General features: G+C 72.8%; 18 protein-coding genes. 12 read left to right on the top strand and 6 right to left on the bottom strand.

Features of this window, described 5'->3' with window-relative positions:
- Window positions 1-103: 103 nt before the first annotated feature.
- The 4 genes from QOL88_RS07325 to QOL88_RS07310 all read left to right on the top strand — a co-directional run bounded on the left by QOL88_RS07325 (window position 104) and on the right by QOL88_RS07310 (window position 5,418).
- The gene (locus QOL88_RS07325) at window positions 104-1,195 is read left to right on the top strand and encodes a quaternary amine ABC transporter ATP-binding protein (RefSeq protein WP_097222895.1); all 1,092 of its coding nucleotides are present in this window, start codon (window positions 104-106) and stop codon (window positions 1,193-1,195) included.
- Entirely contained in the window at window positions 1,188-3,803 is a 2,616-nt protein-coding gene (locus QOL88_RS07320) for an ABC transporter permease/substrate binding protein (protein ID WP_097215646.1), read from the top strand. Before QOL88_RS07325 ends, QOL88_RS07320 begins: the two co-directional genes overlap by 8 nt.
- A 329-nt stretch (window positions 3,804-4,132) precedes the next feature.
- Window positions 4,133-4,702, top strand: coding sequence for a helix-turn-helix domain-containing protein (locus tag QOL88_RS07315; RefSeq protein WP_031108946.1), 570 nt, complete (start codon window positions 4,133-4,135; stop codon window positions 4,700-4,702).
- A complete protein-coding gene (locus QOL88_RS07310) occupies window positions 4,699-5,418 on the top strand; it encodes a helical backbone metal receptor (protein WP_097215645.1) in 720 nt (239 codons plus the stop codon). Before QOL88_RS07315 ends, QOL88_RS07310 begins: the two co-directional genes overlap by 4 nt.
- Here QOL88_RS07310 and QOL88_RS07305 read toward each other — a convergent pair.
- Window positions 5,330-6,481: a TDT family transporter gene (locus tag QOL88_RS07305; RefSeq protein WP_097215644.1), complete on the bottom strand. Its 1,152-nt coding sequence runs from the start codon at window positions 6,479-6,481 to the stop codon at window positions 5,330-5,332. The genes QOL88_RS07310 and QOL88_RS07305 overlap by 89 nt on opposite strands.
- A 70-nt stretch (window positions 6,482-6,551) precedes the next feature.
- Between QOL88_RS07305 and QOL88_RS07300 the strand changes: the two genes are divergently transcribed.
- Window positions 6,552-7,481: a LysR family transcriptional regulator gene (locus tag QOL88_RS07300; protein WP_097215643.1), complete on the top strand. Its 930-nt coding sequence runs from the start codon at window positions 6,552-6,554 to the stop codon at window positions 7,479-7,481.
- A 116-nt stretch (window positions 7,482-7,597) separates the two neighbouring features.
- Here the strand turns inward: QOL88_RS07300 and QOL88_RS07295 are convergent, their stop codons facing one another.
- The 3 genes from QOL88_RS07295 to QOL88_RS07285 all read right to left on the bottom strand — a co-directional run bounded on the left by QOL88_RS07295 (window position 7,598) and on the right by QOL88_RS07285 (window position 10,697).
- On the bottom strand, window positions 7,598-8,272 hold the full coding sequence (locus QOL88_RS07295) for a gamma-glutamyl-gamma-aminobutyrate hydrolase family protein (protein WP_179879094.1): 675 nt from the start codon (window positions 8,270-8,272) through the stop codon (window positions 7,598-7,600).
- 37 nt (window positions 8,273-8,309) lie between these two features.
- Window positions 8,310-9,755, bottom strand: coding sequence for an ethanolamine permease (gene eat, locus QOL88_RS07290; protein WP_097215641.1), 1,446 nt, complete (start codon window positions 9,753-9,755; stop codon window positions 8,310-8,312).
- Between the two features lie 204 nt (window positions 9,756-9,959).
- Window positions 9,960-10,697, bottom strand: coding sequence for a FadR/GntR family transcriptional regulator (locus QOL88_RS07285; protein WP_097215640.1), 738 nt, complete (start codon window positions 10,695-10,697; stop codon window positions 9,960-9,962).
- A gap of 98 nt (window positions 10,698-10,795) precedes the next feature.
- On the opposite strand from QOL88_RS07285, the gene QOL88_RS07280 reads away from it, so the two are divergent.
- The 4 genes from QOL88_RS07280 to QOL88_RS07265 are packed head-to-tail and all read left to right on the top strand — an operon-like array spanning window position 10,796 to window position 15,268.
- On the top strand, window positions 10,796-12,160 hold the full coding sequence (locus tag QOL88_RS07280) for a glutamine synthetase family protein (protein ID WP_097215639.1): 1,365 nt from the start codon (window positions 10,796-10,798) through the stop codon (window positions 12,158-12,160).
- A gap of 8 nt (window positions 12,161-12,168) precedes the next feature.
- Complete coding sequence (locus QOL88_RS07275; protein ID WP_097215638.1) at window positions 12,169-13,542, top strand: aldehyde dehydrogenase family protein; 1,374 nt, start codon at window positions 12,169-12,171, stop codon at window positions 13,540-13,542.
- Window positions 13,539-14,324 (top strand): 3-oxoacyl-ACP reductase, encoded by a 786-nt coding sequence (locus QOL88_RS07270; protein WP_097215637.1) that lies wholly within the window; start codon window positions 13,539-13,541, stop codon window positions 14,322-14,324. The genes QOL88_RS07275 and QOL88_RS07270 overlap by 4 nt, the downstream gene beginning before the upstream one ends.
- Before the next feature lie 47 nt (window positions 14,325-14,371).
- Window positions 14,372-15,268 (top strand): DUF2510 domain-containing protein, encoded by an 897-nt coding sequence (locus QOL88_RS07265; RefSeq protein ID WP_097215636.1) that lies wholly within the window; start codon window positions 14,372-14,374, stop codon window positions 15,266-15,268.
- A 13-nt stretch (window positions 15,269-15,281) separates the two neighbouring features.
- Here QOL88_RS07265 and QOL88_RS07260 read toward each other — a convergent pair whose 3' ends face one another.
- Window positions 15,282-16,484 carry an amino acid deaminase/aldolase gene (locus QOL88_RS07260; protein ID WP_097215635.1) on the bottom strand — a complete coding sequence of 401 codons (1,203 nt, stop codon included), beginning with the start codon at window positions 16,482-16,484 and terminating at the stop codon, window positions 15,282-15,284.
- Between the two features lie 1,368 nt (window positions 16,485-17,852).
- Here QOL88_RS07260 and QOL88_RS07255 point away from each other — a divergent pair.
- The 3 genes from QOL88_RS07255 to QOL88_RS07245 are packed head-to-tail and all read left to right on the top strand — an operon-like array spanning window position 17,853 to window position 20,641.
- Window positions 17,853-18,665, top strand: a complete 813-nt coding sequence (locus tag QOL88_RS07255) for a hypothetical protein (protein WP_097215633.1) — start codon at window positions 17,853-17,855, stop codon at window positions 18,663-18,665.
- On the top strand, window positions 18,662-19,870 hold the full coding sequence (mycP, locus tag QOL88_RS07250; protein ID WP_179878792.1) for a type VII secretion-associated serine protease mycosin: 1,209 nt from the start codon (window positions 18,662-18,664) through the stop codon (window positions 19,868-19,870). The genes QOL88_RS07255 and mycP overlap by 4 nt, the downstream gene beginning before the upstream one ends.
- Window positions 19,871-19,912: 42 nt before the next feature.
- On the top strand, window positions 19,913-20,641 hold the full coding sequence (locus tag QOL88_RS07245) for an SseB family protein (protein WP_097215632.1): 729 nt from the start codon (window positions 19,913-19,915) through the stop codon (window positions 20,639-20,641).
- A gap of 20 nt (window positions 20,642-20,661) precedes the next feature.
- Here QOL88_RS07245 and QOL88_RS07240 read toward each other — a convergent pair whose 3' ends face one another.
- Entirely contained in the window at window positions 20,662-21,018 is a 357-nt protein-coding gene (locus QOL88_RS07240) for a DUF1844 domain-containing protein (RefSeq protein WP_097215631.1), read from the bottom strand.
- Window positions 21,019-21,108 lie beyond the last annotated feature (90 nt).

Genomic DNA, 21,108 nt, shown 5'->3' with positions numbered 1-21,108 from the left:
GGGATCGGGGGGAGGCGCCGCCCCGGAGCGAGGCTGGTTGCGCATTTCAACTGTTTGCGCCCTGTCCTCGCTCTGTTCTGTTGTCATCGAAATAGAGGTGCACGTGTCAGCAACCCTCGAGGCCGAGAGCCTCTACAAAGTGTTCGGCAGAAGACCGGACCGAGCGGTCGAGCGGCTCCGCGAGGGAGCCGACCGTGACGAACTGCGCGCCGAGGGCACGACCGCCGCCGTGATCGACGCGTCCTTCACCGTGGAGCCCGGCCAGATCTTCGTCGTCATGGGCCTGTCCGGCTCCGGCAAGTCCACCCTGCTGCGCATGCTGAACGGCCTGCTCGAGCCGACCGCCGGGCATGTGCGCTTCGACGGCCAGGACCTGACCACGCTCGGCGCCCGCGAACTGCGCGAGGTCCGCTCCAAGAAGATCAGCATGGTGTTCCAGCACTTCGCGCTCTTCCCGCACCGCAGCGTGCGCGAGAACGCCGCCTACGGTCTGGAAGTGCAGGGCGTGCCCCGCGCCGAGCGCGCACGCCGCGCCGACGAGGCGCTCGCCCTGTGCGGCCTGGCCGGCTGGGAGAAGTCCTGGCCCGACGAGCTGTCCGGCGGCATGCAGCAGCGCGTCGGCCTCGCCCGCGCGCTCGCCACCGACGCCGACCTGCTGCTGATGGACGAGTCCTTCAGCGCCCTGGACCCGCTGATCCGCCGTGACATGCAGGACCAGCTGCTGGAACTCCAGCAGAAGCTCAAGAAGACGATCGTCTTCATCACCCACGACCTGAACGAGGCCATGCGCCTGGGCGACCGCATCGCCGTCATGCGTGACGGCCGCATCGTCCAGATCGGCACCGCCCAGGACATCCTGCTGCGGCCGGAGAACGACTACGTCGCCTCCTTCACCCAGGACGTCGACCGCTCCCGCGTCCTGACCGCGGGCGAGCTCATGGACGCCGCGGTCACCGCCGACGACCCCGGCTGCCACTGCGAGACCGCCACGCCCGACACCCCGTTCACGGAGCTGTGCGCCATCAGCGCCCGGCTCACCCACCCCGTCTCGGTCGTGGACAAGGACAACAAGCAGATCGGCGTCGTCCCCCGGCAGCGCCTGGTCGGCTTCCTCGGTGACGCGCAGGACGCCACCCCGGAGCCCTGCGACTCCCCGCGGGACAAGGGCGGAGAGAAGGTGACCGCCCGTGCCTAGGATTCAACTCGGCAGCTGGGTCAACGACGCGGTCGACTGGCTCACCACCCACATGGCGTGGCTGTTCGACTTCTGCAAGACCGTCTTCCTCGGCCTGTACGACGGCATCAACGCCGTCCTCCAGGCGCCCGAACCGCTGCTCCTCGCCGGTATCTTCGCCGTGATCGCCTTCTGGCTGCGCGGCACCCTCGCCGGTGTCCTCGCGTTCGTGGGATTCGCGTTCATCGACTCCCTCGAACTGTGGGAGAACGCGATGATGACCCTGTCGCTCGTTCTCGTGGCGACCGTCATCGCACTCGTGATCTCGATACCGGTGGGCATCTGGGCAGCCCGTTCCGACCGGGTCAGCGGTCTGGTGCGGCCCGTCCTGGACTTCATGCAGACGCTGCCGGCGATGGTGTACCTCGTCCCGGCGATCCTCTTCTTCGGCAGCGGCGCAGCCGCGGGCATCGTCGCCACTCTGATCTTCGCGCTCGCCCCGGGCGTGCGCATGACCGAGCTGGGCATCCGGCAGGTCGACAAGGAACTGGTCGAGGCGGCCGAGGCGTTCGGCACCTCGCCGCGCAACACCCTGCTGCGGGTGCAGCTCCCGCTGGCGCTGCCCACCGTCATGGCCGGCGTCAACCAGGTGATCATGCTCGGTCTGTCCATGGCCGCGATCGCCGGCATGGTCGGCACCGGCGGCCTCGGCGGCGACGTCAACCAGGCCATCGGCCAGCTCAACGTCGGCCTGGGTGCCGAGGCCGGTGTCGGCATCGTGATCCTCGCGATCTACCTCGACCGCATGACCAGCGCGCTGGGCACCCAGGTCTCCCCGCTCGGCCGCCGCGCCGCCGCCAAGCTGCGCGCCACCCAGGGGCTGAAGATCTGGTCGTACCGGCCCCGCCCGGTCGTCGCCATGATCGGCGTCGTCGTCCTCGCGCTCACCGCGGGCGGCATGGGCGCCTTCGGTGGCGGCAGCGGCACCGAGGCCGTGGCGGACGGCAAGAACGTCGGCCAGGGCAAGAAGATCACCATCGGCTACATCCCCTGGGACGAGGGCGTCGCCTCCACCTTCCTGTGGAAGGAAGCCCTGGAGCAGCGCGGCTACGAGGTCGAGGCCAAGCAGTTCGACGCGGGCCCGCTGTACACCTCCCTCGCCCAGGGCGACGTCGACTTCCAGACGGACGCCTGGCTGCCCACCACGCACGCCCAGTACTGGAAGAAGTACGGCAAGCAGCTCGACGACCTCGGCGCCTGGTACGACAAGACGTCCCTGGAGCTCGCCGTGCCCTCCTACATGAAGGGCATCGACTCCCTGGCGGACCTCAAGGGCAAGGCCTCCGAGTTCGGCGGCAAGATCACCGGCATCGAGGCCAGCGCCGGCGAGATGGCCCTGCTGAAGAGCAAGGTCCTCAAGGACTACGGCCTCGACAAGGAGTACAAGGTCGTCGACAGCTCCACGCCCGCCATGCTGGCCGAGCTGAAGCGCGCCTACGCCCAGAAGAAGCCGATCGTCACCACCCTCTGGTCGCCGCACTGGGCGTACAACGACTACGACCTCAAGAAGCTCAAGGACCCCAGGGGCGCCTGGGGCGCGGGCGACGGCGTGCACACCCTGTCCCGCGAGGGCTTCGCGGACGACGACCCGACGGTCGCCACGTGGCTGAAGAAGTTCAAGATGAGCGAGAAGGAGCTCACCAGCCTCGAAGCCGAGATCAACAAGGCCGGCAAGGGCAACCAGCAGGAGGCCGTCCGTGCCTGGCTGAAGCAGAACCCCGGCTTCGTCGACAAGATGGCCCCGGTGCGCAACGCCGCCGGCAGCACACCCGCCGAGGCCAAGCAGCCCCTGGACGTCGCCTGGTTCCCCTGGGACGAGGACATCGCCGTCACCTACCTGTGGAAGAACGTCCTGGAGCGGCGCGGCTACAAGCTGAACCTGAAGCAGATGGACGTCGGCCCGGTCTACACGGGCCTCGCCTCGGGCGATCTCGACCTCAACTTCGACGCCTGGCTGCCCTACGCCCAGAAGAACTACTGGGACAAGAACAAGGACCGGCTCAAGGACCTCGGCACCTGGTACGAGCCGACCTCCCTGGAGCTCGCCGTACCGTCCTACGTGAAGGGCGTCGACTCCCTGGAGGACCTCAAGGGCAAGTCCTCCACCTTCAAGGGGAAGATCATCGGCATCGAGCCGGGCACCGGCGAGATGGACCTGCTGAAGAACAAGGTCCTGCCCGGCTACGGCCTGGACGAGGAGTACGAGGTCGTCGACGGCTCCACGCCCGCGATGCTGGCCGAGCTGAAGCGCGCGTACGCCAAGAAGGAACCGATCGCCGTCACCCTCTGGTCGCCGCACTGGGCGTACAGCGACTACGAGCTGACCAAGCTGAAGGACCCCAAGAAGGCCTTCGGCGAGGGCAACACGATCCGCACCATCTCCAACGAGAAGTTCCCCGAGGAGTACCCGCAGCTCACGAAGTGGATCAAGAACTTCAAGATGAGCGAGGAGGAGCTCGGCACGCTGGAGAGCGAGATCAAGGACCGCGGTCAGGGCCATGAGGAAGAGGCCGTGGCCGAGTGGCTCGAGCAGCACCCGGACATGGTGCAGCGCATGACACCGCAGTAGGGTTCCGGGGTGGGACGCGACACGCCGCGCCCCACCCCGCCCCCGATCCCACGAGCGGGATCCGGACAACCACAGAGCGCTACGCGACCCCCTGAACCCCCTCTCCCTGCCTGTTCCTCCCGCGGGAGGAACACCCGCTCCGCCCCTTCGGCGGCGCATCCCCTGGCGCGAAGTGTGAGGTCGTGCACCGTCCCGTATGACGTCGATGTGACGGGCGCATGAAACGGTTTGCCGAACGTGCGTAGGGTGCAGACAACTCAACAGGAGCAGTGCGCCGGGACACCGCCGCACGGGGAGCGGAACGACGGGCGAAGGAGGGAGCCGGAGCGATGGGCGACCACAAAGAGCAACCCCTTCGGGTGGGCGCGGCCGTGCGCCGGCGGCGCCGCGCGCTGGAGCTCACCCTTGCCGTCGTGGCCGCGCGCAGCGGCCTGTCCGTCCCCTTCCTGAGCCAGATCGAGAACGACAGGGCCCGGCCCAGCACCAGCTCCCTGGAGAAGGTCGCCGACGCCCTGCGCACCACCGCCGTGGAGCTCCTGGCCGCGGCCGACCCGGCGTGCAGCGTGGACGTCGTCCGCGCCGACGGCACCGATCCCCAGCCTCAGCCCCGGACCCGCTCCCTGGTCCGCGGCCACCACCAGATGCATGCCTCCGAGTTCACCGGCGACCATGACGCGGGCCGTGAATTCCAGTACCGCAACGACCAGTTGATGTACGTGGCCGACGGCGCGGTGGAGATCGAGGCGGAGGGCCGCGCCTACCGCCTGGGCCGCGGCGACACGCTGTACCTGACCGGTGGCGTACGGCACCGCTGGCGGGCGACCGAGTCGGACACCCGCGTGGTCGTCGTCGCCGTGGCGGAGCACATCGAGGCGGTCCGGGACCGGCCTCGCCGGTGAGAGTCGTCTCGCTGGTCCCCTCGCTGACCGAGGCCGTGGCCCGCTCCGCGCCCGGAGCCCTCGTCGGCGTCACCGACTGGTGCACGCATCCCCCCGGCCTCGACGTCGTACGCGTCGGCGGCACCAAGAACCCCGCGACCGACCGGATCCTCTCCCTGGCGCCCGACCTGGTGATCGCCAACGAGGAGGAGAACCGCGCACCCGACCTCGCGGCCCTGCGGGCGGCGGGCGCCGAGGTCCTGGTGACGGAGATCCGCGACGTGCCGCAGGCCTTCCGTGAACTGGCCCGGGTGCTGGACGCCTGCGGGGTGACGGCCCGGCCGCGCTGGCTGGACGAGGCGGAGCGGACTTGGTCGTCCCTGCCGGAGCCCGGGACGCGCCGCACGGCGGTCGTGCCGATCTGGCGCAGGCCGTGGATGGTGCTGGGCCGCGACACCTTCGCCGGCGACGTCCTCGCCCGCCTCGGCGTCGACCCCGCGCACGCGACGCACCCCGACCGCTACCCCCGCCTCCCGCTGGAGGAACTGCGCGCCTGCGCACCGGACGTGGTGGTCCTCCCCGACGAGCCGTACCGCTTCACCGCCGACGACGGCCCCGAGGCCTTCCCCGGCCTGCCCTGCGCGCTCGTCAGCGGACGGCACCTGACGTGGTACGGGCCGTCACTGGCCGAGGCGCCACGGGTGCTGGGCGAGGCGCTGCGAGCAGCTCGCCCCTGAGCAACCCGCGCACGGTGCCCACGGCGGCCGTGCCCCACGCCGCGACCAGCACCCCGTAGAGCACGACCGCCGGGCCCGCGTAGACGACGAGCCCGGTGTGCCGGGCCAGCGCCTCGGCACCCGTGACACAGGTGCCGACCGGGAAGGTGAACGACCACCAGGTCATCGAGAACCGCATCCCGTGCCGCAGCGCGCGGACGACATGGGCGCTCGCCAGGCAGAACCAGAGCAGCGCGAACCCCATCACGGGCACGCCGTAGAGCACGGCGAGAGCACCGAAACCCTCGCTGTACGGCACCGGCACGACCCCGGGTGCGACGTCCGCGAAGGCGCCGACGGCGGTGGTGGACTGCCCGAGCGGGCCGAGCACCAGGAACAGCGTCGGGGTGAGGGCGAGGGGCAGCGGCCCGCCGGTGAGCGACCGGGCGAAGACCAGCGGCAGCATGACCAGGGTCGCGAGCAGGCTGAGTCCGAACAGCGCGAAGCAGCCGAGCAGCAGCGTCTCCTGGGCCTGCCCGGGCGGCAGATGCGGCACCAGCAGCGGCCCGACGGCGGCCGACACCATGGGCGCGACGAGCGGCAGCAGCCAGACGGGCGTGGCCTGCCCCGGCTCCACCCGATGCCGTACGGCCATCAGATACGGCACCACGACCGCCGCTGCGAGCCCGAGAACCGTGCCGGCGGTGAACAGCACCGCGTCGAGCGCCACGGCCGTCCGCGGCCCGATCCAGTCCCGGCCGACGGTGAGGGCACCGCCGCCCACGGCGAGCAGGGCCATGGCGAGGCAGCCGTAGAAGGGCGCCGCCGCCGGGTCGAGGAGGTGGGAGCGGGCCTGGTCCCGGTGCCGGCTCCAGTGCACGGCCCGCGCGCCGAGCAGCGTCACGAGCAGCGCCAGCGACAGCGCCCAGACAGCCGCGAGCACGCCGCGCAGCCCCGGGACGTGCGGTGCGAGGGCGCCCCCGGCGGTGGCGACGACGGCGGTGCCCATGACGGTGGCGTACCAGTTGGGTCCGAGATGGCGGACGGAGAGCGGATACGCGCGGGGCCGGGCTGCGGTGACCATGGTTCCACGGTGGGGCCCAGGGAGGCGCACCACCAGGGATCATGCCTCTATGGCGGCATAAGCTGGGTTTATGAGCAACGCGGATGAGCAGACCGGGCCGGCCGTCACCGGCTCCGTGGCGCACCGGGTGCCGGATCTGGGCGCACTGGAGCTGCTGCTGGCGGTGGCGCGACTGGGCAGCCTCGGTGGCGCGGCGCGGGAGCTCGGCATCACCCAGCCCGCGGCCAGCAGCCGTATCCGGTCGATGGAGCGGCAGCTCGGTGTCGCGCTGGTCGACCGGTCGCCCCGCGGGTCCCGGCTGACGGACGCCGGTGCGCTGGTGACGGACTGGGCGCGGCGGATCGTGGAGGCGGCGGAGGCGTTCGACGTGGGGGCGCAGGCGCTGCGCGACCGGCGCGACTCCCGGTTGCGGGTCGCCGCCAGCATGACCATCGCCGAGTATCTGCTGCCGGGCTGGCTCCTCGCGCTGCGCGCGCAGCGGCCCGACACGGCGGTGTCGCTGCACGCGGGGAACTCGACGGCGGTGGCGGAGCGGCTGCTGTCGGACGAGGCGGATCTGGGGTTCGTGGAGGGGCTGTCGGTGCCGGCCGGTCTCGACTCGGCGGTCATCGCCCATGACCGGCTGATAGTGGTGACCGCGCCGGGGCATGCGTGGGCCAGGCGGCGGCGGTCGCTGGCGGCGGAGGAACTGGCGTCGACGCCGTTGATCCTCCGCGAGAAGGGGTCGGGAACGCGGCAGGTGCTGGACGCGGCGCTCGGCGGACTGGCCCGGCCGCTGATCGAGCTGTCCTCGACGACGGCGGTGAAGGCGGCCGTGGTGAGCGGGGCGGGTCCGGCGGTGCTGAGCGAGCTGGCGGTGGGGGAGGAGCTGGCGATGCGGCGGCTGGTGTCGGTGCCGGTGGAGGGGGTGGCCCTGGCGCGGGACCTGAGGGCGGTGTGGCCTACAGGGCACCGGCCTACGGGGCCGGCGCGGGACCTGCTGTCGCTGACGCGGGGGTAGGGTCTCGCCCCGTAACTGTGTCTCGGCGTCCGGAGGGCGAGTCGGGGCTCCTGGCCGCCCGATTCGGGTGGTGGGAGGGCATGGGACGGGGGTCCAGGAGGCGGACCCCCTGGGGTTCAGCCTCCTGTCGCCGCCTCCACCAGTGCCCTCATCACCCGCACGTCCTCGCCCATCTCCGGATGCCACTGCACGCCCAGCACCCAGTCGGCGGAGGGCAGTTCCACCGCCTCCACCGTGCCGTCCGCCGCGTACGCCGAGGGGATGAGGCCCTCGCCCAGACGGTCCACGGCCTGGTGGTGGTACGTCGGCACGAACGTCTCCTCCGGGACGACACCGGCGTACAGGCTCCCCGGCACCGGCTTGACGGCATGCCCGCCGAAGACGCCCACGGCCTCGGCGTGCCCGTCGATGTGCTGCACGAGCGTCCCCCCGAGAGCGACGTTCAGCAGCTGCATCCCCCGGCAGATCCCCAGCAGCGGCACCCGGGCCGCCAGCGCCGCATCGATCAGCGCCAGTTCCCACGCGTCCCGCTCCGGCGCCGGCGGCCCCGTCCGCGGCTCGCGTTCCGCCCCGTAGCGCACCGGCTCGACATCCGGCCCGCCCGCGATGACCACCCCGTCCAGCCGGGCCACGGCCTCCGCGGCGTACCGCGTGTCGTCCGGCGGCAGCATCGCGGCCAGGCCGCCGGCCCGCTGGACCAGCCGGGGGTAGCCGACCGGCAGCAGGGCGGCCTCCAGCTCCCACACACCCCAGCGCGCACCGGACTCCAGATAGGTGCTGACCCCGATCAACGGCCTGCCCACGACAACTCCCTCACGGTCGAACCACTCAGTCCCTTGCCAACTCTGCCTCGGCCGCCGCCAGCGCCGCGAACTCCTCCTCCGGCGCCTTCGCCACCAGCCGCTTGCGGCTGTACAGGCCGAAGTACCCGAGCGCCACGACGTACACCGCGAGGGCGATCAGCGCCGCCGTCACGTCCACCAGGAAGGTGGCGACCAGCGCCGCGCAGGCCAGCACCAGGGCGACCGAGGAGGTCAGCACCCCGCCCGGCGTCCGGTACGGCCGCTCCAGCTCGGGCTCCCTGCGGCGCAGCACGATGTGCGACAGGGACATCAGCGCGTAGGAGATGGTCGCGCCGAAGACGGCGATGTTCAGCATCCGCGCGCCGTTGCCCGAGACCGCCGCCAGCAGGAAGCCGATCGTGCCGGGCACCAGCAGGCCCAGGTACGGCGCCTTGCGGCCGCTGGTGAGCGACAGGAAGCGGGGCAGGTACCCCGCGCGGGACAGGGCGAACAGCTGGCGCGAGCCCGCGTAGATCAGGGAGAAGAAGGACGCCACCAGGCCGGCGAGCCCGGCGTAGTTGACGATCCGGCTCAGGGTCGTCGCCTTGCCGTTCGGCTGGAGCGCCTCGACCAGCGGGTTGCCCGCCTCCTGGATCGCGGCGGAACCGCGTGCCCCGGCCGCCGCGAAGAACGTGACCACCGCCAGCACCACCAGGATGCCCATCGACCAGCGGATCGCCTTCGGCAGCGTACGGGCCGGGTCCTTGGTCTCCTCGGCCGCCAGCGGCACGCCCTCGACGCCGAGGAAGAACCACATGCCGAAGGGGAACGCCGCCCAGATGCCGAGCAGGCCGAACGGCAGCCAGGAGTTCGAGCCCGCGGCGGAGGAGTCGACCGGGATGTCGTCCAGCGACGCGAAGGAGAAGTCGGGCAGAGCCGCCAGCGCGAACACGATCAGCGCGGCCACGGCTATGCCAGTGACGACGAAGCTGAAGCGCAGCGCCTCGCCGACACCCCACAGGTGGATGCCGAGGAAGATCGCGAAGCAGACCAGATACATCGGCCAGCCGGACTCCAGGCCGAACAGGCCCAGCGACTCGACGTAGTCGCCGATGAAGATGACGATGGCGGCGGGCGCGAGGACGTACTCGATGAGGATCGCCGTGCCGGTCAGGAAGCCGCCCCAGGGGCCGAGCGCCCGCCGGGCGAAGCCGTAGCCGCCGCCCGCGGTGGGCAGGACCGAGGACAGCTCGGCGAGGGCGAAGACCATGCACGCGTACATCGCGCCCATGAGCACCATGGCGATCGCGAGGCCTCCGAAGCCGCCCTCGGCCAGGCCGAAGTTCCAGCCCGAGTAGTCGCCGGAGACGACGTAGGCGACGCCGAGGCCGGTCAGCAGCACCCAACCGGCGCTGCCGCGGCGCAGCGCTCTGCGTTCGAGATAGTCGTCGCCCTCCGGGGCGGCGGGTGTGAGAGTGGGTTCCTGGGACATAAGCAGACTCCCGACGGGGCGGCGGCGGTCACGGGGCGAGCGGGCTCCGACTCAATGGAATGGAGCCATACCTTTGCGGTGCCGACCCGGGAAGGCAATACCTCTGCGTTAATCGCCCGTAAATCCTCACCCCGCCGAGACGCCGAGACGCCGAGACGCCGGGGCGCCGAGTCGCCGCGACGCCGTTCCGGGGCGCCGCCCGGCTCAGCCGAGGAACCCCCGCAGCAGTGCCGCCGTGCCCCCGCAGTGCTCGCGCATGATCTCCCGCGACTGGTCGGCGTCGCCCTCGATCACCGCCTCCACCAGGGCGGTGTGCTGCCGCTGGGAGTGCTCCAGGTTGCGCACCAGCAGCGGGATGCCGTCGAGCAGGTCGTTGACGGTCGCGCGGACGGCCGCGTACTGGGCGGTGAGCGTGGGGGAGCCGGACAGCTCGGCGATCGTGAGGTGCAGCAGCGTGTCCAGGCGGCGGTACTCGGCGAGCGGCGCGTCGTGCGTGCGCGCCAGGGCCTCGCGCAGCCGGTCCGCCTGCTTCTCCTCCAGCCCGTGCGCCGCGCACAGCCCGGCCGCGCCCACCTCCAGCACCTCCCGGAACCGCAGCACGTCCTCTATGTCGACCTCGGCGACCCGGCGCCGCAGCTCGTCCTCGCCGACGGCCTCGGCACGCGGCAGCACGAACGTCCCCCCGTACCGGCCGCGCCGCGACTCGACCAGCCCCTGGTCCTGGAGCACCTTCAGCACCTCGCGCAGCGTCACCCGGCTGATCCCCAGCCGCTCCGCCAGCTCCCGCTCGGCCGGCAGCCGCTCTCCCCCCGGCACCAGACCCAGCCGTACGACCTGGAGGATCTGCTCCAGCGCCTCCTCGAAGCCGTTGCCCGCGCGCACCGGCCGCAGCACCGGCGTCAGCCCGTCCCGCACGTCGCCGCCACCAGCTTCTTCCGACATGTGGCCGCACCCCCTTCCCAAGCAATGGTTCTCGGCAATACCTTATGGCTCCCGGCGGATCCAAGGCAGCGGATCCAAGGAGCCTAGGAGGCCTTCCCGTGGCAGACCGCACAGCCCCGCTGAGCGTCGAGGAACTGCACACCCTCGTCGCCGGCGGTGAGATCGACACTGTCGTCCTGGCCTTCCCCGACATGCAAGGGCGGCTCCAGGGCAAGCGGTTCGCCGCACGCTTCTTCCTCGACGAGGTCCTCCAGCACGGCACCGAGGGCTGCAACTACCTGCTCGCCGTCGACACCGAGATGAACACGGTCGACGGCTACGCCATGTCCTCCTGGGACCGCGGCTACGGCGACTTCGCCATGCACCCCGACCTCACCACCCTGCGCCGCGTCCCCTGGAACGCGGGCACGGCCATGCTCCACGCCGACCTCGCCTGGAGCGACGGCTCCCCGGTCGTCGCCGCCCCCCGCCAGATCCTGCGCCGCCAGCTGGAGCGCCTGGCCGAGCTCGGCTACACCGCCCAGGTCGGCACGGAGCTGGAGTTCATCGTCTTCAAGGACACCTACGAACAGGCCTGGGACGCCGGCTACAAGGGCCTCACCCCGGCCAACCAGTACAACATCGACTACTCCGTCCTCGGCACCGGCCGTATCGAGCCCCTGCTGCGCCGCATCCGCAACGAGATGGCCGGCGCCGGCCTGACCGTCGAGTCCGCCAAGGGCGAGTGCAACCCCGGCCAGCACGAGATCGCCTTCCGCTACGACGAGGCCCTGGTCACCTGCGACCAGCACACGGTGTACAAGACCGGCGCCAAGGAGATCGCCGCCCAGGAGGGCATGTCGATCACCTTCATGGCCAAGTACAACGAGCGCGAGGGCAACTCCTGCCACATCCACCTCTCGCTCGCCGACGCCGACGGCACCAACGCCATGGCCGGCGACCTCGACGGCGGCATGTCCGAGGTCATGCGGCACTTCCTCGCCGGACAGCTGGCGGCCCTGCGCGACTTCTCCCTCCTCTACGCCCCCAACATCAACTCCTACAAGCGCTTCCAGCCCGGCTCCTTCGCCCCGACCGCCGTCGCCTGGGGCCAGGACAACCGCACCTGCGCCCTGCGCGTGGTCGGCCACGGCCGCTCCCTGCGCTTCGAGAACCGCCTGCCCGGCGGCGACGTCAACCCCTACCTCGCCGTCGCCGGACTGGTCGCGGCCGGACTGCACGGCATCGAGCAGAAGCTGGAACTGCCCGAACCCTGCCCCGGCAACGCCTACGCCGCCGACCTCGACCACGTCCCCACCACCCTGCGCGAGGCCGCCGAGCTCTGGGAGAACAGCACCGTCGCCCGGGCCGCCTTCGGCGACGAGGTCGTCGCGCACTACCGCAACATGGCGCGCGTCGAACTGGACGCCTACGACGCCGCGGTGACCGACTGGGAGCTGCGCCGCTCCTTCGAACGTCTGTGAGGCCCCTCTTGTCCTCCGAGCACCTTCTGGAAGTACTGAACCCCGCGACCGAGGAGGTCGTCGCCGCCATCGCCGGGGCGAGCCCGGCCGACGTCGACGCGGCCGTCACCCACGCCGCCAGGGCACAGCGGATCTGGGCCGCCCTCGCGCCCGGGGAGCGTGCCCGGCTGCTGCGCCGCTTCGCGGCCACCGTCGACGAGCACCTGGAGGAACTGGCCCGCCTGGAGGTCCGCGAGGCCGGCCACCTCATCGGCAACGCCCGCTGGGAGGCCGGCAACGTCCGCGACCTGCTGGACTACGCGGCCGGGGGAGTGGAGCGGCTCACCGGCCGTCAGATCCCGGTGCCCGGCGGCCTGAACGTCACGATCCTCGAACCGCTCGGCGTCGTCGGCGTGATCGCGCCCTGGAACTTCCCCATGCCGATCGCCGCCTGGGGCACCGCCCCCGCCCTCGCGGCCGGCAACGCCGTCATCCTCAAGCCCGCCGAGACCACCCCGCTCACCGCGCTGCGCCTCGCCGAACTCGCCCTGGAGTCCGGACTCCCGGAGCACCTCTTCCAGGTCCTGCCCGGACGCGGCGACATCACGGGCGACGCCCTGGTCCGCCACCCCGGAGTCGCCAAGATCGTCTTCACGGGCTCCACCCGGACCGGGACGCGCGTCGCGGCCCTCGGCGCCGAGCAGGTCAAGCCCGTCACCCTCGAACTCGGCGGCAAGAGCCCCAACATCGTCTTCGCCGACGCCGACCTCAAGACGGCCGTCGACCCCTTCTCCTTCCTGGACAACTCCGGCCAGGACTGCTGCGCCCGCACCCGCGTCCTGGTCCAGGAGCAGGTCTACGACGAGGTCCGTGAGCTCCTCGCGAAGACCCTGGCCGACGTGGTGGTGGGCGACCCGGCCGACGAGAAGACCCAGATGGGCCCGCTGATCTCCCGGCAGCAGCTCGACCGGGTCCGCGGCTTCGTACCGGACGGCGCCCCGGCCCTGCGCGGCAGCGCCCCCGAGGGCCCGGGCTTCTGGTTCCCGCCCACCGTCCTGACCGGCGAGAGCCCCGACTCGGCGGCGGCCTGCGAGGAGATCTTCGGCCCCGTCGCCGTCCTCCTGCCCTTCACCGACGAGCAGGACGCCATCCGCCTCGCCAACGACACCCCCTACGGCCTCTCCGGCTCCATCTGGACCCGCGACGTCGGCCGCGCCCTGCGCGTCTCCCAGGCCGTCCGCGCCGGCAACCTGTCCGTCAACTCCCATGCCAGCGTCCGCTACTGGACCCCGTTCGGCGGCTACAAGCAGTCCGGCGTCGGCCGTGAGCTCGGCCCCGACGCCCTGGCCGCCTTCACCGAAACCAAGAACGTCTTCATCAGCACGGAGGGCCCCGCACAGTGACTGCCCAGGAAAACATCTGCCGCCGCCTGGTCGGCCGCACCGCCGTCGTCACCGGAGCCGGCAGCGGCATCGGCCTCGCCGCCGCCCGCCGCCTCGCCTCCGAGGGCGCCCACGTCGTCTGCGGCGACGTCGACGACACCCGCGGCAAGGCCGCCGCCGAGGAGGTCGGCGGCACCTTCGTGAAGGTCGACGTCACCGATCCCGACGAGGTCGAGACCCTCTTCAGGACCGCCCACGACACCTACGGCAGCGTCGACATCGCCTTCAACAACGCCGGCATCTCCCCGCCCGACGACGACTCCATCCTGGAGACCGGCCTGGAGGCCTGGAAGCGCGTCCAGGAGGTCAACCTCACCTCCGTCTACCTGTGCTGCAAGGCCGCCATCCCCTACATGCGGAGCCAGGGCCGGGGCTCGATCATCAACACCGCGTCCTTCGTCGCCCGGATGGGCGCGGCGACCTCCCAGATCTCGTACACGGCCTCCAAGGGCGGCGTCCTCGCCATGTCCCGAGAACTGGGCGTGCAGTTCGCCCGCGAGGGCATCCGCGTGAACGCCCTGTGCCCCGGCCCGGTCAACACCCCCCTCCTCCAGGAACTGTTCGCCAAGGACCCGGAGCGGGCCGCGCGCCGCCTGGTGCACATCCCGCTGGGCCGGTTCGCCGAGGCCGAGGAGATCGCCGCCGCCGTGGCCTTCCTCGCCAGCGACGACTCCTCGTTCGTGAACGCCACCGACTTCCTGGTCGACGGCGGGATCGCGGGGGCGTACGTCACACCCCTGTAGCCGCGGGTCCGACGGGCCGGGCCGCGCCCTACAGTGCCGGGATGAGCATGACGCCTCCGCCCGGCTGGTATCCCGACCCGCACGCCCCGCACCGGCAGCGCTGGTGGGACGGCACGGCCTGGACCGAGCACCGCCGCGCGCCCGAGGGCCCCGCCGCCCCGCCGCCGGGCGGCGGCACCGGGCGCACCAAGGCGGTCGCGCTCACGGCCACGGCCGTGGTGCTGGTCGCGGCGATCGTCACCGGAGCCGTCGCCCTCGGCGGGGGTGACGGCGACGGCACCAGAACCAGGACGGCCCCCACCACCCCCGCTCACACCCCGGACTCGCCGGAGCCGACCCCCGAGGCGTCCACCTCCGCGCCCTCCGCCGACGACCCCAAGGTCGTCGAGGACCAGCTCAACGGCATCACGTTCCCGCTGCTCGACGGCTGGGTCCGCCCGCAGTACGTCGCCCAGGACGACGTCGTCATGACGACCGACGGCACCTACGACTGCCCCGGCGGCGTGGGCCTGTGCCGGCACGGCATGGTCTTCTCCCGCACGGTGACCGAGAACGACGAGAAGTCCCCCGAGGCCCTCGCCAAGGCCGACATCTCCGAGGCGGCCGACGAGGCCTACGACCGCGACAGCCTCGGCCGCGAACTCCACGGCGGCATGAAGGCGCACCAGGTCGTCAAGTCCGGGCCGGTCGCGGTGGCGGGCCGCGCCGGGTACCTGGTGCGCTGGCGCGTCACCACCGCCAAGGGGCCCGGCGGCTACGTCCAGTCGCTCGTCTTCCCGTCCAGCGTCGGCACCGAGTCGCCGGTCCTCGTCCGGTACGTCTTCGACGCCGGCGCGGACGGACCGCCGCTCGCCGACATGGACCGCGTCACCAAGGGCATCCGCCCGTTCGGCGACGCGGACACCGGCGGCGGCGTCGGCAGCAGCATCGGCCCGACGGACTGACGTCCCACGGCCCCTACAGGAACGTGTGGCCCTCGCCGCGGTAGGTGGGCACGGTCGCCGTCACCGCGTCGCCCTCGATCAGATGCAGCGCGTCGAACCGCTCGCACAGCTCACCGGCCTTCGCGTGCCGGAACCACACCTTGTCCCCGATCAGCAGATCGTCGGCGGGCGAGCCGAGCAGCGGCGTCTGCACCTCACCGGCACCCTCCTGAGGGTCGTAGCGCAGCCCCTCGGGCAGATACGGCACGGGCGACCGGTCGGCCCCGGCCGCACCCGAGGCGGGATACCCGCCGCCGAGGACGGTCACGACCCCGACCCCCGGCCGCCGCACCACGGGCATGGCGAAGAGGGCCGACGGACGGCCGCTGAACGACGTGTAGTTGTCGAAGAGACGCGGCACGTACAGCCCCGAACCGGCGGCGATCTCCGTCACCGCGTCCTCGGCCGCCGTGTGCTGCACCGAGCCGGTGCCGCCGCCGTTGACGAACTCCAGGTCCGGCACGACGGCCCGCACCGCGCGCACCACCTCCGCACGCCGCTCGGCGAGTTCACGCTTGGCCGCGGCCTGCATCAGCCGGATGGCACGGGACCGCAGCGGACGGCCGGCCAGCGAGTCCCCGACCCCGGCGACATGCCCCTCGTACGCCATGATCCCCACGACCTCGAAGCCGGGCCGCCGGGCCACCGCCCGCGCCACGTCGGCGACCTGGGCGGGGGAGTGCAGCGGTGAACGCAGGGCCCCGACCCGCACCCGCCCGCCGAGCAGCTTCAGAGAGGTGTCCAACTCCAGGCACACCCGCACCACTTCACGCCCGCCACCCCGGGAGGCGTCGATCAGATCCAGCTGGGCGACGTCGTCGACCATCACGGTCACGGCGGCGGCGAGCTTGGGATCACCGGCGAGTTCGGCGTAGGCCGCACGGTCGGCGGACGGGTAGGCGAGCAGCACGTCGTCGAACCCCGACCGGGCCAGCCACAGCGACTCGGCGAGCGTGAACGACATGATCCCCGCGAAGCCGTCCCGGGCCAGGACGCGCTCCAGTAGCGCCCGGCAGCGCACGGACTTGCTGGCGACGCGGATCGGCTTGCCCCCGGCGCGGCGGACCAGATCGGCGGCGTTGGCGTCGAAAGCCTCCAGGTCCACGATCGCGAGAGGGGCGTCGAGATGGGCGGTGGCACGGTCGTAACGGGGCCGGTCGGCGGCACGCGCAGTCATGAACGCAGCCTGCCAGACTGGATTACCGCGGGGTAGGGGGACGTACCGGGCAGATGCCCCGGCCTCGTGGACTGGTTCCCGTTCGCCCAGGAACAAGCCGTAGAGTGACGCGCACGTACGGGGGGCGACGCCGGCCGGGGACCCGCGCCGGGATGACGCCCCATCCGTACGGGTATGTGTGCCCGGGACGTTTTGGTGCCGGGCCTCGGGCAGGACGACACCGCCCGCGTCGGACGAGCGGCCCGGGCATCAGGAAACGGGGGGTGCATGAGCACGGAAGCGCAACGTGCCTCCTTCCCCCCGCGCCCCAGCACCCCACCCCGCCCGTCCCACTCCCCGGCCACGCAGGATTCCCCTGCGACGGACGAGCGGGACACCCCGGGCACAGCCTCCGGCCCCGCGACGACCCCGCCCGGGACGGACGCCGCGCGCCCCTCCGACCGACCGAACGGCCACCCCCGCTTCCCGACCCTCGACGCCACGAACCTCGACGCCGCCGCGTCCCGTCTCTCCGAGCCCACGCCACCCGGCCGCTCCGAGCCCGCCGCACCGCCCCCGCCCCGAGCCTCCACCCGCTTCCCGGACACGCCGCCCACGGTCGGCCCCGGGGCCCGTCTTGAGTCGGACGCGGCGTCCGGTGTCGGCCGCCAGGTCCGCCATGAGTCGGACGCGGCGCCTGGTGTCGGTCGTGGGACGCGTCCTGAGTCGACCACGGCGCCCGGCACAGCGCGCGAGGCCCGCCCGGGGACGGACGCGGCGCCCGGCGGCGTTCGTGCGACGCGTCCCGAGTCGTCCACGGCGTCCGGTGTCGGCCGCGAGACCCGCCCGGGGACGGACATCGCTCCCGGTGTCGGTCGTTGGACGCGCCCCGAGTCGTCCACGGCCCCCGGCACAGGCCGTGCGGCGCGCCCCGGCCCGGGCACGGCCTCCACCGCCCCGGCACCTGACGTCCCCCCGCGGCCGCGTCACCTCCCCTCGTCGGGATCCTCCGAGCGCGCGGGTCGTTCGGACACATCGGACGGGACCTCGTCGGAGGCCTCCGGCAGGCCCTTCCGCCTCTCCGTGCCCGGCCGTTCGGACGCTTCGGCCGGGGTGGCGTCGGAGACGACCGGGCGGCCGTTCCGCCTGCCCGCGCCCCGCCGTACCGGCGCACCCGACGAGCACTCGTCCGAGACGACCGCACGCCTGCGCCCGATCCCCGCCGACCCGACGCCGGACGAGCCCGCCGCACCCTTCGGCCGCCCCGCCGCGCAGCGGACGACGACCACTCGCCCCGCCACACCGCCCCGTCCCGCGCACCAACCGCCGGTCCCCTCCGCCCCTGTCACTCCCGACCCCGCCCTCTCCTGGAGCGCCACACGCCCCCTGGTGTCGTTCGGTGAGCCCGAGGGCTACGACGGCGACGCCCGGCCCCGGCCGCTCGGCCGCCGCGGGGCGTCGCAGGCCGCCGCGGCAGCCGTCTGCCTCGTGCTCGGGCTGGGCCTCATCTCGGGAGCGGTCACCGGCAGTTGGCTCGTCGGCGACTCCGGGGCAGAAGGCTCGCCCAGCAGCTTCGCCGCCGCCGGAAGTCTCTGGCACAGCGTCCCCGTCGACCAGCTGTTCCCGCCCACCGTGCAGGGCCGGGGCGCCGGCCCCGGCGGAGCCGACCGCACCTGGACCCGCATCGCCGTCGCCCCCGACAGCGGCTGCAAGGACGCCTTCGACCCGCTGCTGCGCAAGGCCCTCGCCCCCGTCGGCTGCGAACGCCTCCTGCGCGCCACCTACACCGACGCCACCGAGAGCTACGTGACCACCGTCGGCCTGCTCTTCACCACGGCCGACGCCCCCGGCATGACCGCCCTCGCGAACCGTTTCCGCAAGGAACGCCTGGACCGCCGCAGCGACCTGATGCCGCTGCCGTACGCCGCGAAGGGCACGCCCGCCGCCGGCTTCGGTGCCCCGCAACGCGCCTCCTGGACCGTCTCCGTGCTCACCGAGGCCCCGGTCGTCGTCTACGCCGTCTCCGGCTGGGCCGACGGCCGTACCGTCGACGACCCCCAGCCCGCCGGGGACGCCGTCGAGGCCGACGCCACCACCGCCGCCGCACAGGCCGGCCTCGGCAACGAGGCACAGGGCCTGGCCGACCGCGTCGAACGCGACTTCCGCAGAAACGTCCGCTCGGCCTCGGAGCAGCCGTCGTGAACGCCGACCACACCCCTGCCGGGACACGCCCGCGCAAGCCCTCCCGCACGGCCGTCGCCCTCGGTGCCCTGCTCACCGCCGGCCTCGTCCTCCTCCCCGCCGCCACCGCGCACGCCGACGGCATCCGCGCCCAGCAGTGGGCCCTGGACGCCATGCACACCGAGCAGGCCTGGCAGACCACGAAGGGCCGGGGCATCACCGTCGCCGTCCTGGACACCGGCGTCGAGGACGACCACCCCGACCTGGCCGGCAACGTCCTGCCCGGCAAGGACCTGGTCGGCTTCGGAGCCGAACCCGGGGACCGCGCCTGGGCCCGGCACGGCACCGCCATGGCCAGTATCATCGCCGGCCACGGACACGGCCCCGGCAACGGCGACGGCGTCCTCGGCATCGCACCCGAGGCGAAGATCCTCCCCGTCCGCGTGATCCTCGAGGACGGCGACCCCTCCCGCGCCAAGGCCCGCTCCACCCGCGGCAACGCCCTCGCCGAGGGCATCCGCTGGGCCGCCGACCACGGCGCCGATGTCATCAACCTCTCCCTCGGCGACGACTCGGCCTCGGCGCACCCCGAGCCCAGTGAGGACCAGGCCGTCCAGTACGCGCTGAAGAAGGGCGTGGTCGTCGTCGCCTCCGCCGGGAACGGCGGCGAGAAGGGCGACCACATCTCCTACCCGGCCGCCTACCCCGGCGTCATAGCCGCCACGGCCGTCGACCGGGCCGGCACCCGCGCCTCCTTCTCCACCCGCCGCTGGTACGCCACCGTCAGCGCCCCCGGCGTCGACGTCGTCATCGCCGATCCCGACCACAAGTACTACGAGGGCTGGGGCACCAGCGCCGCCGCCGCCTTCGTCTCCGGCGCCGCCGCCCTGGTCAAGGCCGCCCACCCCGGCCTCGCCCCGGCCCAGATCAAGTCGCTGCTGGAGGACACCGCCCGCAACGCCCCGTCCGGCGGCCGCGACGACTCCCGCGGCTTCGGCTTCATCGACCCGGCCGCCGCCATCGAGGCCGCCGGCCGGATCGAGCCCGAGGGCCTCCGGTCGGCGTCCTACGGTGCGAAGTACTTCGGCAGCGGACCGGACGCCGAGGCCTCCGACGACGGCACCGCCGACTGGGCCGCCCCCCTCGCGGGCGGCGCCGGCGGCGTCCTGCTGGTCTCGGCGGTCGTCCTGTGGCGCGGCCGCCGTACCGGCCGCGAGGACTACTGAGCCGCTGCCGGACGCACACCATCCGGCCGATAGGGTCGACGCGTGGCGAACAAGAACATCCCGGACTCCGGCTTCTCCGACGACGACGGCTCCGCCGACCCCCGGCTGAGCGCGGCACTCGCCGCCTGGTCCGCGGACCGAAGCGCCGTGGGTCCGGTCCTGGCCGCCCTCAAGGGCGCCCGGCTGCTCGTCCCCGTCGTGGCCGTGCTCGGCGAGGTCGAGGAGGACGAGCGAGGGCTGCGCCGCGAGAAGACCAGCGACATGGCCGTCCCCACCCTGAAGGCCGGCGACCGCACCGCCCTGCCCGCCTTCACCTCCACGGACTCCCTCGCCCGCTGGGACCCGCAGGCCCGCCCCGTCGCCGTACCCCTGCACCAGGCCCTCCAGGCCGCAGCGCACGAGAAGGCGGACACGGTCGTGCTCGACATGGCCGGACCGGTGCCCTTCGAACTGACGGGTCCCGCGCTGCTCGCCCTCGCCGAGGGCCGCGCGAGCACCGACCCGCTCGCCGACCCGGTCGTCGTGGCGGCCGTACGGGACGCCGTGGCCGCCGAGCCCGCCGTGGTGCGGGCCCACCTCGGGCCGGGGCAGGCCGACGGCACCCTCGCCCTGGTGCTGGACCCCTCCGCGGTACCCGCCGAGGCCGCCCGGGCCGTCGCGGAGCGGCTCGCCGCCGACGAAACACTGAGGGCCCGCCTGGTGCGCGGCCTCGACCTGGCACTGCTGCCGGCCGAGGTCACGCCCCCGGGCGAGCCCCTGTTCGTACGCTGAGGAGAGGGACGTCCGTCGGGCTAGCCGTAGACCGGGCCCGTGTACTTCTCGCCCGGTCCCTGGCCCGGCTCGTCCGGGACGAGGGAGGCCTCGCGGAACGCCAGCTGCAAGGACTTCAGGCCGTCGCGCAGGGGAGCCGCGTGGAAGGAGCTGATCTCGGTCGCCGTCGCGTCCAGCAGACCGGCCAGCGCGTGCACCAGCTTGCGGGCCTCGTCCAGGTCCTTGTGGTGCTCGCCCTCCTCGGTCAGACCGAGCTTCACCGCGGCGGCGCTCATCAGGTTGACGGCGACCGTCACGATCACCTCGACCGCCGGGACCTCGGCGATGTCGCGGGCCATGGCGTCGAAGTCGGGGGACTCAGGAGGGGTGTCACTCATGCCCCACACGATAGGCGCAGGGAGCGGGCGAACCCCACGTGGCCCCGGCTCGCCCCAATTGGCCGTTCCTGGCCATTGCTGGTAACCTCG

The organism is Streptomyces sp. Ag82_O1-12, assembly GCF_900182715.1.
Taxonomy (GTDB): Bacteria; Actinomycetota; Actinomycetes; order Streptomycetales; family Streptomycetaceae; genus Streptomyces; species Streptomyces massasporeus.
This window is presented reverse-complemented; position numbering and strand designations above follow the sequence as displayed.

Excerpts from the sequence above, each read along its gene's own strand:
- QOL88_RS07240 (WP_097215631.1), bottom strand. The coding sequence starts at position 21,018 with ATGAGTGACACCCCTCCTGAGTCCCCCGACTTCGACGCCATGGCCCGC.
- QOL88_RS07300 (WP_097215643.1), top strand. The coding sequence starts at position 6,552 with ATGAGCAACGCGGATGAGCAGACCGGGCCGGCCGTCACCGGCTCCGTG.
- QOL88_RS07260 (WP_097215635.1), bottom strand. The coding sequence starts at position 16,484 with ATGACTGCGCGTGCCGCCGACCGGCCCCGTTACGACCGTGCCACCGCC.
- QOL88_RS07305 (WP_097215644.1), bottom strand. The coding sequence starts at position 6,481 with ATGGTCACCGCAGCCCGGCCCCGCGCGTATCCGCTCTCCGTCCGCCAT.
- QOL88_RS07315 (WP_031108946.1), top strand. The coding sequence starts at position 4,133 with ATGGGCGACCACAAAGAGCAACCCCTTCGGGTGGGCGCGGCCGTGCGC.
- QOL88_RS07285 (WP_097215640.1), bottom strand. The coding sequence starts at position 10,697 with ATGTCGGAAGAAGCTGGTGGCGGCGACGTGCGGGACGGGCTGACGCCG.
- eat (WP_097215641.1), bottom strand. The coding sequence starts at position 9,755 with ATGTCCCAGGAACCCACTCTCACACCCGCCGCCCCGGAGGGCGACGAC.
- QOL88_RS07265 (WP_097215636.1), top strand. The coding sequence starts at position 14,372 with ATGACGCCTCCGCCCGGCTGGTATCCCGACCCGCACGCCCCGCACCGG.